This window comes from Pseudomonas sp. RGM2987, from assembly GCF_022952855.1.
Classification (GTDB): domain Bacteria; phylum Pseudomonadota; class Gammaproteobacteria; order Pseudomonadales; family Pseudomonadaceae; genus Aquipseudomonas.
The window spans coordinates 19,676-32,903 of the sequence record NZ_JALJDX010000194.1 but is presented as its reverse complement, the minus strand read 5'-3'; the positions used below and the strand labels follow the sequence as shown (position 1 = coordinate 32,903).

Annotated in this window: 12 protein-coding genes; 8 read left to right on the top strand and 4 right to left on the bottom strand. The window is 63.4% G+C overall.

Features of this window, described 5'->3' with window-relative positions; genetic code table 11:
• Positions 1-104 precede the first annotated feature (104 nt).
• The 4 genes from ehuA to ehuB form a co-directional block, all read right to left on the bottom strand.
• Positions 105-899, bottom strand: a complete 795-nt coding sequence (gene ehuA / locus RGM2987_RS13860) for an ectoine/hydroxyectoine ABC transporter ATP-binding protein EhuA (protein WP_245142130.1) — start codon at positions 897-899, stop codon at positions 105-107.
• A gap of 74 nt (positions 900-973) precedes the next feature.
• On the bottom strand, positions 974-1,630 hold the full coding sequence (gene ehuD / locus RGM2987_RS13855) for an ectoine/hydroxyectoine ABC transporter permease subunit EhuD (RefSeq protein ID WP_245142076.1): 657 nt from the start codon (positions 1,628-1,630) through the stop codon (positions 974-976).
• Positions 1,627-2,286 (bottom strand): ectoine/hydroxyectoine ABC transporter permease subunit EhuC, encoded by a 660-nt coding sequence (gene ehuC, locus RGM2987_RS13850; RefSeq protein WP_245142073.1) that lies wholly within the window; start codon positions 2,284-2,286, stop codon positions 1,627-1,629. The genes ehuD and ehuC overlap by 4 nt, the downstream gene beginning before the upstream one ends.
• A 77-nt stretch (positions 2,287-2,363) precedes the next feature.
• Positions 2,364-3,218 (bottom strand): ectoine/hydroxyectoine ABC transporter substrate-binding protein EhuB, encoded by an 855-nt coding sequence (gene ehuB, locus RGM2987_RS13845; protein WP_245142071.1) that lies wholly within the window; start codon positions 3,216-3,218, stop codon positions 2,364-2,366.
• A 283-nt stretch (positions 3,219-3,501) separates the two neighbouring features.
• On the opposite strand from ehuB, the gene RGM2987_RS13840 reads away from it, so the two are divergent.
• The 8 genes from RGM2987_RS13840 (at position 3,502) to RGM2987_RS13805 (ending at position 13,011) form a co-directional block, all read left to right on the top strand.
• A complete protein-coding gene (locus RGM2987_RS13840) occupies positions 3,502-4,896 on the top strand; it encodes a PLP-dependent aminotransferase family protein (protein WP_245142068.1) in 1,395 nt (464 codons plus the stop codon).
• Between the two features lie 231 nt (positions 4,897-5,127).
• Complete coding sequence (gene eutB, locus RGM2987_RS13835; protein ID WP_245142066.1) at positions 5,128-6,099, top strand: hydroxyectoine utilization dehydratase EutB; 972 nt, start codon at positions 5,128-5,130, stop codon at positions 6,097-6,099.
• Between the two features lie 21 nt (positions 6,100-6,120).
• Positions 6,121-7,113 (top strand): cyclodeaminase, encoded by a 993-nt coding sequence (locus tag RGM2987_RS13830; protein WP_245142063.1) that lies wholly within the window; start codon positions 6,121-6,123, stop codon positions 7,111-7,113.
• Positions 7,114-7,152: 39 nt separating this feature from the next.
• Positions 7,153-8,343, top strand: coding sequence for an ectoine hydrolase DoeA (doeA, locus tag RGM2987_RS13825; protein ID WP_245142061.1), 1,191 nt, complete (start codon positions 7,153-7,155; stop codon positions 8,341-8,343).
• A 3-nt stretch (positions 8,344-8,346) separates the two neighbouring features.
• A complete protein-coding gene (gene doeB / locus RGM2987_RS13820) occupies positions 8,347-9,348 on the top strand; it encodes a N(2)-acetyl-L-2,4-diaminobutanoate deacetylase DoeB (protein WP_245142058.1) in 1,002 nt (333 codons plus the stop codon).
• A gap of 183 nt (positions 9,349-9,531) precedes the next feature.
• Positions 9,532-10,011: an Lrp/AsnC family transcriptional regulator gene (locus tag RGM2987_RS13815; protein ID WP_245142056.1), complete on the top strand. Its 480-nt coding sequence runs from the start codon at positions 9,532-9,534 to the stop codon at positions 10,009-10,011.
• A gap of 130 nt (positions 10,012-10,141) precedes the next feature.
• Positions 10,142-11,629, top strand: a complete 1,488-nt coding sequence (locus RGM2987_RS13810; protein ID WP_245142053.1) for an NAD-dependent succinate-semialdehyde dehydrogenase — start codon at positions 10,142-10,144, stop codon at positions 11,627-11,629.
• Positions 11,626-13,011 carry an aspartate aminotransferase family protein gene (locus tag RGM2987_RS13805; RefSeq protein WP_245142050.1) on the top strand — a complete coding sequence of 462 codons (1,386 nt, stop codon included), beginning with the start codon at positions 11,626-11,628 and terminating at the stop codon, positions 13,009-13,011. The genes RGM2987_RS13810 and RGM2987_RS13805 overlap by 4 nt, the downstream gene beginning before the upstream one ends.
• Positions 13,012-13,228 lie beyond the last annotated feature (217 nt).

The window sequence follows — 13,228 nt, the reverse complement described above, 5'->3', positions numbered from 1 at the left end:
TTCTCTCTGACACACCGAGTGCTCAGGTTTCAGGGCTGCTTCGCAACCCAGCGGGGATAAATCCCCTCGCCACAAAGGTGTGTTTCCCCGCCAATTGATGGTGCTCAGTTGGCCTCCTTCACCGCACTCAAAAACGCACACGTACGCTCCTGCTGCGGGTGCTCGAAGATTTGCGTCGGCGTGCCTTGTTCGTGGATCTGCCCCTTGTAGAAGAAGCACACCCGGTCGGCAAACTCCCGGGCGAAGCCCATCTGGTGCGTCACCATCAACATCGTCAGGTTGTGCTCGGCGCCCAGCTTGCGGATCACGCTGAGCACCTCACCGCACAATTCCGGGTCGAGGGCGGAGGTCACTTCGTCGAACAGCATCACCTTTGGCCGCATCGCCAGGGCCCGCGCAATCGCCACGCGCTGTTGCTGGCCGCCGGAAAGCTGCGAAGGATAGTGGTCGAGCTTGTTGCCCAACCCCACCAGCTCCAGCAGGTCCGCGGCGCGCTCCCGGGCTTCCTTGGGGGGCATGCCGAGCACTTGCACCGGCGCCTCGATCACGTTCTGCAGCGCGGTCATGTGGGGAAACAGGTTGAAGCTCTGGAACACCATGCCGATCTTGCCCCGCACCCGGCGGATATGGCGGTCGTTGGCCGGCACCAGCACACCGTTGCGGTTGGGCATGTGGGTCAGCGAATCATCTTCGATCAGGATCTGGCCTTCGTTGATGCCTTCCAGCGTCATCAACACCCGCAGCAGCGTCGACTTGCCGGAGCCGCTGGGGCCGATGATCGCAACCTTTTCACCGGGCGCGACGTCCAGGTTCAAGTGGTCCAGCACGGTGAAACTGCCATAGCTCTTGCTCACGTCCTGGAAACTCACGATCGGTCGGGACGGTGTCGGATCCTGCATGGCCGGGGCCTCCTGCGGCGACGCCAGCGCGTTGCGCCGGGACAAGTCGGTGGGCGAGGACAGAGGTAAAGTCATTAGCGTAGCTCCATGCGCGTTTCAAGGCGCCGTACCAGATAAGCCAAGGCAAGGCTCAGGGCCAGGAAGAACAGGCCGACCATGGTGATCGGTTCCAGGTAACGGAAATTCTCGGAACCGATGTTCTTGGCCTGCTGCATGATTTCCACCACAGTGATCGCCGACAGCACCGGAGTGTCCTTGAGCATCGCCACCAGGTAATTGCCCAGCGGCGGTACGATCGGCCGCAGGGCCTGGGGCAGGATGATGTTGCGGTAGGCGTCGTAGGGCGCGATGTTCAGCGCCGTCACCGCTTCCCACTGCGCCCGTGGCACCGCGTCGAGACCGCTTCTGTAGACCTCGGCGATGTAGCAGGCGTAGTGCAGGCCGATGCCGAGGATGCCGACTTGCATGGCTGTCAGGCTCAAGCCGTAATTGGGCAAGACGTAGTAGAGGAAATACACCTGGATCAGCAGCGGCGTGCTGCGGATGAACTCGATCACCACGGCGGTCGGCCATGACAGCCAGAGTTTCTGGCTGCGCCGACCGATCGCCAGGAACAGCCCCAGCACAATCGCGATGATAAAACCGACCAGCGTGATGCCCACGGTATTGAGGGATGCGCGCAGCAGGTCCGGCAGGATCTGCGCGGCGTAAGACCAGTCGAACAGAGTCATGACAGCCCTCCACGCATCCGGCCGCGACTAAGCCTGCGTTCGAGGTTGCGCATGCCGAAGTTGATGGCCTGGGCCAGGACGAAATACAGCACCAGCGCCAGGCTGAAGATCTCCAGGGTCTGGAAGGTTGCCTGGTCCAGTTGTCGCGCCCGGAAGCTCAAGTCGGACAAGGTGATCAGCGACACCAGCGAAGTGTTCTTGAGCAGTTCGATCAGCAGGTTGGTGCCCGGTGGAATGGCGGCCAGCAAGGCCTGGGGCAGGATGATCCGCTGGAAGCGCTTGACGCCGCTGAAGTTCAGCGCGGTGCAGGCTTCGTATTGCCCTTTGGCGACCGAGCTGATGGCGCCGCGCATCACCTCGGCCCCGTAGGCGCCGATGTGCAGGCCCAGGCCGACGATCGCCACGGCGTAGGGGCTCAGCTCGATATTGAACGGCGGCAATGGCAACACGAAGAACAGCCAGAACAACTGCACCAGCAGCGAGGTGCCGCGGAACACTTCGATGTAGGTGATCGAAAACCAGCGCAGCATCCGCCACGGTGACAGCCGCCCGAGCGCCGCGAGAATCGCTGCGACAATGGCCAGCAGCGAGCCGAAGAAGGTCACCTGCAACGTGACCCAGGCCCCTTGTATCAACAACGGAAGTAATTCGCCCATGGTTCAACCCGATATCCGATGAAGCAGGGAACAGGCACCACGCAATGGGCGTCATGCCTGTTTCGACGCGCCGGTGTCTACTGGGCGCAGAGTTCGGCCGCGGTCTTGCTGGTCACGTTGGACTTGTCGAAACCGAATGGCGCGACGGCCTTGAGGTGTTCCTCGGAGCCCAGCCATTGCTTCAGTTCGGCGTTGACCGCGTCGCGCAGGTCCTTGTCTTCGGGGCGGAAGGCAAGGGCGCCGTAGCCGATATGGGACGGATCGTCCTTGAACTCGGTCATCGCCTCGACCTTCTCACCGCCCTTGGCGGCCAGGCCTTTCATGGTCAGTTGAGTGCCGACAGCCGCGTCCGCGCGACCGGCGCGCACCGCTTGCAACTGGGCGGTGGTGTCCGGCACCTGGAGAATCTGCTCGTCCTTGACCCCCGAATCACGAGCGTAGGCCAGGTTCACCGTGCCGGCCATGATCGCCAGTTTCACGTCCGGCTGTTTGGCGATGTCTTCATAGCTGTGGAGTTTTTTGGGGTTGCCCTTGGCGACGAGCAAGGCATCCGGCAACTGGTATTGCGGGTCGGTGAACAACACTTGCTTGCAGCGCGCCGGGGTGATGTACATGCCGGCGGCAATCACGTCGAAGCGGCCTGCCCGCAGGCCGGGAATCAACGAACCCCATTCGGTGAGCACGCCGTTGACCTGCTTGATGCCCATCTTGGCGAAGATGATCTTGGCGATCTCCGGTGATTCGCCGGTCACGGTGCCGTCGGTTTCAGTGAAGGCGAACGGGGTTTCGTTGGCGTAGCCGATCCGGATGCTGCTGTTGCCTTTGACCGTGTCCAGGGTGCTCGCCTGGACGTTACCGATCAGGCCCAGCATGGCACAGGTCAACATGAGCCGACGCAGCGGCGCGCAGGTGTCGGGAAGAAAATTGCTCATCGATAAAATCTCCTGTTTCTTGTGGATCCGTCAGTCGACGGCTCTGTGGTAGGAGGCAGTGTGACAAGAGCAAAGCGTACAGGGGCTGATCCGGGCCGGACCTTGCAGGCGCGCCGGTACAGGTCGATCCGGCTTTTTTGTCAGGTAATGAACCTGCCTGGATGACGACCTTGGACCGAGCATACAAAAGCCTCGGCAATGATTGCATTGCACTAGGACAATTGCTTTGCCCGGATTCCCGCGGGATGCTGTGCACACCAGAGCACACGCGGGTTGCAGCGTCATGGATAAATGGAAATCAGCCTTGGACGCCGCCCGCAGCGGTGAGTCCAAATACAAGATCCTGGTGCAGGCCATCGTCGATGACATCGAACAGGGCACCCTGGCCAACGACCAGCGCCTGCCACCGCAACGGCAGGTGGCCGATGCCATGGGTATCAGTGTGCAGACCGTCACCAATGCCTACAAGGAGTTGGAACGCCAAGGCCTGGTGCGCTGTGAAGTGGGGCGCGGCAGCTTTGTCTCGCGGCGCATGAGCGATCGGGTCGCGACGTACATTCTCGACAGCCCCGAGCGGGCGCTGGTGGATTTTTCCAACGCACGGATCCTGCACACCCGCGAGCACGACCAGTTCTGGCGCGACACCTGCGCCGAGTTGAGCACCGAAGAAGACCAGCCGTGGATTCACGCTTTCCGTCCGATCGCCGGCTACGAATCCCATCGCGAAGCGGCCGCCCAGTGGATCGGTCGCCAGCAACTGAAGGTCGATCGCAACGATATCCTGATCACCAACGGCGCTGCCCACGGGATCTTCCTGGCCCTGGCTTCGCTGGCCGGGCCCGATGACGTGGTGCTATGCGAAGGGCTGACCGACCACGGGGTGATCGGCAATTCCCAGGTGCTGGGCTTCACCCTCAAAGGCCTGGAGATGGACCGCCATGGCATTGACCCGGAACATTTCGAAGACATGTGCAGCAACGAGCGCATCACCGCCCTGGTGTGCACGCCGAACCTCAACAACCCCACCACCAGCCTGATGCCCGATGCCCGTCGCCGGGAAATCGCCGGGATCGCCCGACGGTTTGGTGTGCATATCATCGAGGATGACGTGTATGGCCCGTTGCTGGACGAACGCCGCGCGCCGCCCATCAGCCATTACCTGCCGGAGCTGTCGTTCTATTGCACCAGCATGACCAAGTCGGTGCTCACCGGGTTGCGCACCGGTTATCTGGTGGTGCCCAAGCGCCTGGCGCTGCGCACCGAGAGCATCCTGCGGGTCAACAGCTGGATGGGCACGCCGATGGTCTCCGAGATCGCGGCCCGCTGGATCCGCGACGGGCGCGCCGACGCCCTGGTGCAGTTGCAACGCCGGCTGTTGGCCGGGCGCCAGGCGATGGTTAGCGAATACATGGGAGCGCATGTGCTGGGGCAACATCCCAACGCACTGAACACCTGGATCGGCATCCCGCCCCACTGGGAGGTGGACAGCCTGGTGCGCGCGTTGCGGCACAAACACATTGCCGTAACCTCCCCCGATCCGTTCACCGTCCGCGGCACCCCCAGACCCCGCGCAGTGCGCGTGTGCGTCGGCGCCGAATGCAGCGACGAGGAAATGCGCGATGCACTGATCGGCATGCGGGACATCTTCAACCAGTATCCGCAGATTCATGATTTCTGAAGCGCAGAATCCATGGACGACGCCGTTCCCCTGTGGGAGCGGGCTTGCTCGCGAAAGCGGTGGATCAGCTTGCACAAGTGTTGGATGTGATGCCGTCTTCGCGAGCAAGCCCGCTCCCACAGGGATTTGGGGTGATCAGCGAACCGTGGTGGATTAAATTGCCCTAGTACATTCATCATCACAATCCAGCCCTCTTAGACTGCGCCCAACACATCAACCCGGGACGCGGTCATGGCAGTGTTGCAGCTTCAGGATATCTACCTCGCTCGCCAGCGTATCGAGTCGCTGGTGCGGCGCACGCCCATGGAGCGTTCCCCCAGCCTGTCGCGGCTGATGGGCGTGGCGGTGTACCTGAAGCTGGAATCCCTGCAGATCACCGGCAGCTTCAAGCTGCGTGGGGCGAGCAATGCCGTGGCGCTGCTCAGTCCCGAGCAAAAAGCACTGGGTGTGGTGACCGCATCGACGGGTAATCATGGTCGGGCGCTGGCCCATGCCGCGTCGCAACAAGGGGTCAAGGCGATTGTTTGCCTGTCGAGCCTGGTGCCGGCCAACAAGGTCCAGGCGATCCGCGACCTGGGCGCCGAGGTGTGCATCGTTGGCCGATCCCAGGACGACGCCCAGCGTGAAGCCGAACGCATCGCCAGGGAGCAGGGAGCGACCTTTCTGCCGCCCTTCGATCACCCGGCGATCATCGCCGGCCAGGGCACCCTTGGCCTGGAAATCCTCGAGCAGCAACCGGACGTGGCCCAGGTCCTGGTGCCGTTGTCCGGCGGTGGCCTTTTCGCTGGCGTGGCCTTGGCGCTCAAAAGCGCCAACCCGGCCATCCAGGTCCATGGCATCAGCATGGCCCGTGGCGCAGCAATGCACGCCAGCCTCGCTGCCGGACATCCGGTGGACGTCGAAGAGCTGCCGACCCTGGCCGACTCCCTCGGCGGCGGTATCGGCCTGGACAACCGCTACACCTTCACCATGACCCGCCAACTGAGCGACGGCGTGCACCTGCTCTCGGAAGCCTCTATCGCCAATGCCCTGCGCCACGCCTACCACCAGGAGCGGCTAGTGCTCGAAGGGGCTGCGGCAGTGGGCATCGCGGCATTGCTCGATGGCCGGATCGAACCGCGCGGCCCCATCGTGCAGGTGGTCAGCGGGCGCAACGTCGACACCGAACAGCATGCCCGCGTGCTCGCCGGCGCTCATCAATAACCACTCACAACGGAGCCAGCCATGAGTGAAGTCACCCTATTGAGCGAAGCCGACCTGCGCAGTTGCGTGGCGCTCGACCTGCCCAGCATCGACGCCATCGAACAGGCCTTCGTGCTGCTGGCGACGGCGGCCGTGGCGATGCCGCCGATCCTGCGTTTGGACATTCCCGAACACAATGGCGAGGTGGATGTGAAGACCGCCTACCTGCCGGGCCTTGCGCGGTTCGCCATCAAGGTCAGTCCGGGTTTTTTCGACAACCCCAAGCTTGGCCTGCCCAGCCTCAACGGCATGATGATGTTGCTGTCGGCGCGCACCGGTTTGCTGGAGGCGCTGTTGCTCGACAACGGCTACCTCACCGCCGTGCGCACCGCAGCGGCCGGGGCGGTGGCGGCGCGTTGCCTGTCTCGCCAGCAGAGCCGCAGCGTGGCCTTGATCGGTGCGGGCGAGCAGGCGGCGTTGCAGCTTCAGGCCCTGCGCCTGGTGCGGCCCATCGACGAAGTACGGGTCTGGGCCCGCGATAAGCAAAAGGCCCAGGCCTTCAGCGCTGAGCTGTCCCACAGCACAGGGCTTTCGGTCACGGCGTGTCCCGACATCGAAGCCGCACTGGAAGGCGTCGACATCGCCATCACCTGCACGCCCAGCCGGGAGCCATTGATTGAAGCCCGGCATTTGCACCCGGGCCTGCACATCACTGCGATGGGCTCGGACGCCGAACACAAGAACGAGATTTCCCCCCAAGCCCTGGCGGCTGTCGATTGCTACGTCGCCGACCGCCTGAGCCAGACCCGCGTGCTCGGCGAACTGCACCACGCCCTGGCAGCGGGCACCGTTCGCGACGAATCCGCGCTATCGGAGTTGGGTCAGGTACTGGCCGGACAGCGGGCCGGGCGCACCGCTGAAACGCAAGTGACCCTGTGCGACCTCACCGGCACCGGCGCCCAGGACACCGCCATCGCCAACCTCGCCTTCAACCGGGCGCGGGCGGCGGGCAAGGGTTACCCGTTCGGCCGTTAAGCAGTTTCCATTCGTGCATCATTGAAAGAGGGCAGGTGGATGTCAGAGAGAGTCGTCAATCTTCCGTTTCAACGGGAGGAATACGCCCAGCGCCTGGCGAAGGTCCGCGCGGCCATGCAGGCCCAGGGCCTGGAACTGTTGCTGGTCACCGATCCGTCGAACATGGCCTGGCTCACCGGCTACGACGGTTGGTCGTTCTACGTGCACCAGTGTGTGTTGCTGGCGCTGGACGGCGAGCCGGTGTGGTTCGGTCGCGGCCAGGACGCCAACGGTGCCCGGCGCACGGTGTTCATGCAGGCCGACAACATCGTCGGCTACCCGGACATCTACGTGCAGTCCCGCGAGCGCCATCCCATGGACTACCTGTCCCGGGAAGTGATCATCGCCCGTGGCTGGGGTGCGCTGAGCATTGGCGTGGAGATGGATAACTACTACTTCAGCGCCGCCGCGTACCTGTCGCTGCAACGCCATTTGCCCCAGGCAAAACTGCTGGACGCCGCAGGCCTGGTGAACTGGCAACGGGCGGTCAAATCGCCGCAGGAAATCGCCTACATGCGCATCGCCGCGCGCATCGTCGAGAACATGCACGGGCGAATCCTTGAGCGGATCGAACCGGGCATGCGCAAGAACGAACTGGTGGCCGAGATCTACAGCAGCGGCATCCTTGGTGTCGATGGCCATGGCGGTGATTACCCGGCCATCGTGCCGCTGTTGCCCACCGGCGCGGACGCCAGCGCGCCGCACCTGACCTGGGACGATTCGCCGTTCGAGAAGGGCGCGGGTACCTTCTTTGAGATTGCCGGTTGCTACAAGCGCTATCACTGCCCGCTGTCGCGCACGATTTACCTGGGCAAACCACCCCGGCATTTTCTCGACGGTGAAAAAGCCGTGGTCGAAGGCATCGCCGCCGGGCTGGACGCGGCCAAGCCGGGGAACACCACGGGCGACATCGCCGTCGCGTTTTTCAAGGTGCTGGAGAAATTCGGTATCCACAAGGACAGCCGTTGCGGCTACCCCATCGGTATCAGCTATCCGCCGGACTGGGGCGAACGCACCATGAGCCTGCGCCCCGGTGACAGCAGTGTGTTGCAGCCTGGCATGACCTTCCACTTCATGCCGGGGTTGTGGATGGACGATTGGGGCCTGGAAATCACCGAAAGCATCCTGATTACCGAGACCGGCGTCGAGACGCTGTGCAACGTGCCTCGCCAACTGTTCGTGAAGGATTGAGCCATGAGTGACTTGCCCGCCAACCCCATCAGCGCGACGGTCGACTTTGCCCGCGATGGTGTACAGCACGGCTTTCTCAAGCTGCCGTATTCGCGGGACGACTCGGCCTGGGGCGCAGTGATGATTCCCATCACCGTGATCCAGCGCGGCAGCGGCCCGACAGCCCTGCTCAGCGGCGGCAATCACGGCGACGAATACGAAGGCCCGGTGGCCCTGAGCAAACTGGCGCAGCGCCTCACCGCCGAGGAGGTGAGCGGGCGGGTGATCATCGTGCCGTTCATGAACACCCCGGCGTTCCATGCCGGGCGCCGGACTTCGCCGATTGACAAGGGCAACCTCAATCGCAGTTTTCCCGGCAGGCCGGATGGCACCGTCACCGAGAAAATCGCCGACTACTTCAATCGCACGCTGCTGCCGCTGGCCGATATCGTCCTGGACATCCACTCCGGCGGCCGGACCCTGGACTTCCTGCCCTTCGCTGCCTGCCATGTGTTGCCGGACAAACAGCAGCAAGCCCGTTGCGAGGCCGGGATGCTCGCGTTCAATGCGCCGTACTGCATGCGCATGCTGGAACTGGACGCCGGGGCGATGTACGACACGGCGGCCGAGTCCCAGGGCAAGGTGTTCGTCACCACCGAATTGGGCGGCGGCGGCTCATCGACGGCCCGCAGCGTGGCGATTGCTGAGCGCGGGGTGCGCAACCTTTTGATCCATGCCGGGATCCTGCGTGGCGACATCCAGTTGCAGCCATCGCTGGTGCTCGACATGCCAGACGCCAGTTGTTTCATTGCCAGCGAACATGACGGCTTGTTGGAGATGTGCCGCGACCTGGGAGAGCACGTGACCTTGGGCGAGGTGGTCGCGCGCGTCTACGACGCCACCCGCAGCGGCGTCGCCCCGGTGCAATACCGCGCCGCCCGCAGCGGCCTGCTCGCGGCGCGACACTTTCCGGGGCTGGTGCAGTGTGGCGATACGTTGGCGGTGATCGCCGATGTGTTGGCGTGAGCCGGATGAAACACAAACCCTGTGGTGAGGGGATTTGTTTGTGGCGAGGGGTTTTATCCCCGTTCGAGTGCGAAGCACTCGCCGAAAAAAGCCGGGTTGCTGCGCAACCCATCGGGGATAAATCCCCTCGCCACAAATGATGTACGCCTTGAGTTTCTTTAACCACCCCGGAGCCTTCGGCCCATGCATAAACTCGATCGCTACGACCTCAAGATCCTGCAGATCCTCGCCGAAGACGGGCGGATCACCAAGTCGAGCCTGGCCGAGGCGATCAACCTCTCGGTGACGCCGACCTGGGAACGGGTCCGCAAGCTGGAAATGGCCGGGCTGATCAGCGGTTACCAGGCGCAGATCGACTGGGGCGCGGTGTTCAAGCGCCAACAAGTGCTGGTGGAAATCACCCTGGCCCGGCACACCGCCCAGGACATGCGCCGCTTCGAACAGCGCATGACCGTCGCGCCGCAAGTCGCGTTCTGCTACGCCACCGGCGGCGGGGTGGACTACCTGGCGATGATCCAGGCGCCGGACGTCGACCACTACCAGCGTTTTATCGACCAACTGCTGCTCGAGGACCTCGGCATCGAGCGCTACTTCACCTACATCGTGACCAAGACCATCAAGACCGCCGCAACCTTGCCGGTGGAATTGACACAGGAAAACTGAGCACCGCAGAAACCGCATTTTTCCGCCCGTGATTCAGAAAAAAACCAGGGTTTGTTCCCCCGCAAACACCCGATTATCCAGGCGTCGCGGCCCTAGCATGGCTTCACGCACACGGTCTGGAGTGAACGTCATGACTTATCAGCATCCCCTGTTGTTCAAAGCGCTCTGCTACATCGACGGCCATTGGGTCCACAGCGACAGCGGCCAGAGCATTGCCGTCCACAACCCGGCCACACGGACGGTCATCGGCCATGTGCCGATGCTCGATCAACCGCAGATCGTCGCGGCGGTGGAAGCGGCCCATCGGGCCTTTGCGCCATGGCGTGAACGGAGCCTGGACGAGCGCGGCGCCATCCTGCGGCGCTGGGCCGCGTTGATGCTTGAACACCGCGAAGACCTGGCGCGCATCCTCAGCCTGGAGCAGGGCAAGCCGCTGGCCGAATCCCGTGGCGAAATCGCCTATGCCGCGAGTTTCATTCCTTGGTTCGCCGAGGAGGCTCGGCGCCTGTATGGCCAGAACATCCCCAGCCACATCGCTAATGCCCATCTGGGCACGGTCAAGGAACCGGTCGGCGTCTGCGCGCTGCTGACCCCCTGGAACTTCCCCTCGGCGATGATCACCCGCAAGGCCGCCGCCGCATTGGCGGCGGGCTGCACGGTGGTGGTCAAGCCGGCCCATGAGACGCCGTACTCGGCGTTGGCCCTGGCGCAATTGGCCGAGGAAGCGGGCTTCCCCGCGGGGGTGTTCAACGTGGTGCTGGGCGAGCCGCAGATGACCATGGAAACCCTGGTCAAGGACCGCCGCGTGCGCTCAGTGAGCTTCACCGGCTCGACTCGGGTCGGCAAGCTGGTGCTGCAAGCGGCGGCCCATGATGTGAAAAAAGTCGCGCTGGAGTTGGGCGGCAATGCGCCGTTCATTGTTTGCGCCGATGCCGACCTGGCGCTGGCGGTGAAAGTCGCGGTGCAGGCGAAATTCCAGACGTCGGGTCAGGATTGCTGCGCGGCCAACCGGATCCTGGTGCAGCGCCCGGTCTACCAGGCGTTCCTCAGCCGCTTCGCCGAAGCGGTGCGAGCCCTGCGGGTCGGGCCGGCCCTGGTGGATCAGCAGGAACAGGACGTGGACGTCGGCCCACTGATGCATCAGGGCGCATTCGATGTCACCGCCGACCGCGTGGCCGACGCCCTGGCCCTCGGCGCGCAACGGCTGGTGGGCGGCGAGGCCCATGCCTTGGGCGGGTTGTTCTACCAGCCGACGGTGCTGGCCGATGTCACCCCGCAGATGCGCATCTACCGTGAAGAAAACTTCGCGCCCATCGCCGGGGTCATGCCGTTCGACACCCTCGATGAAGCCATCGAACTGGCCAACGACACCGAATACGGCCTGGCCGCCTACATTTGTTCCAACCGTCTGGACGTCATTTATCCACTGATCCGTCGCCTCGACCACGCCATGGTCGCGGTCAATGGCGTCAAGTTCACCGGCCATCCGATCCCCTTCGGTGGCATGAAAGCCTCGGGCCTCGGCCGCGAGGGTGGCAGCGAGGGCTTCGAGCCCTTCGTCGAAACCAAATACTTTTGCCTGCACCACCAAGGCCAGTTCCCAGGAGAGTCCGCATGAGCCAAGAATTGAATACGCTGTTCGAACAAGACCGTGCGCATTTCATGCACCCCTCGACCCACGCTCACGATCATGCCAGCGGTGCGCTCAAGGGCCGGATCATCAAGAGCGCATCCGGCATCCGCATTCGCGATCATGAAGGCCGCGATTTTATCGATGCGTTTGCCGGCCTTTATTGCGTGAACATCGGCTATGGCCGCACCGAGGTGGCCGACGCCATCTACAAGCAGGCCAAGGAGCTGGCCTACTACCACACCTACGTCGGCCACTCGAGCGAGGCGATCATCGAGCTGTCCAGCCGCATCATGGACTGGGCACCGGCGGGGATGAAGAAGGTCTATTACGGCCTGTCCGGCTCCGATGCCAACGAAACCCAGGTCAAGCTGGTGCGTTACTACAACAACGTGCTGGGCCGGCCACAGAAGAAGAAAATCATCTCCCGCGACCGGGGTTACCATGGCTCGGGCATCATGACCGGCAGCCTGACCGGGCTGGCGACCTTTCACCAGCATTTCGACCTGCCCGTCGAAGGGGTCAAGCACACCGTCTGTCCGCATTGGTATCGCAAGGCGCCGGCGGGCATGGATGAAGCGTCTTTCGTGCGGTACTGCGCCGACGAGCTGGAGAAAATGATCCTCGCCGAAGGCCCGGATACAGTGGCGGCGTTCATTGGCGAGCCGCTCATGGGCACCGGTGGCATCATCGTTCCGCCAGCCGGTTACTGGGATGCAATCCAGGCCGTGTTGCAAAAATATGACGTGCTCTTGATCGCTGATGAGGTGGTTTGCGCCTTTGGTCGGCTGGGCTCGAAAATGGGCAGCCAGCGATACGGCATGAAGCCGGACCTGATCACCACCGCCAAGGGCCTGACCAGTGCCTATGCGCCGTTGTCGGCGGTGATCATCGGCGAAAAGGTGTGGAGCGTGATCGAAAAAGCCTCCCAGGCCGAAGGCGCCATGGGGCATGGCTGGACCTATTCGGGGCACCCGATCTGCGCGGCGGCGGCACTGGCCAATCTCGACATTCTCGAACGGGAAAACCTCACGGCCAACGCCGAGGACGTCGGGGGATACCTCAATCGTCGGCTGCGTGAAACCCTCGAAGGCCATCCGCTGGTGGGCGAAGTGCGCGGGGATGGCATGCTGGCGGCGGTGGAGTTCATGGCCGATCGCGAGCGGCGCACGGCTTTCGATCCGGCACTGAAAGTCGGCCCCAAGGTCTCGGCCGCCTGCCTGGAACGCGGCATGATCGCCCGCGCCATGCCCCACGGCGACATCCTGGGCTTCGCCCCGCCCCTGATCCTGACCCGCGAAGACGCCGACCTGATCGTCGATATCACCAAGGGGGCTGTCGATCAGGTGGCGGCGCAAGTGTTGGGCTAGAGCCCAATTCCCTGTGGGAGCGAGCCTGCTCGCGATTGTGGTGGGTCAGCTTGCATGGATGCCGGATGTACCGCCGTCATCGCGAGCAAGCTCGCTCCCACAATTGTTCCTGGGTGTTCACGAAAATGATGTCCATCCCCAATCCACTGTGGGAGCGGGCTTGCTGGCGAAAGCGGTATATCTGGCACCTGGATGCTGAATGTGCCGACGCCTTCGC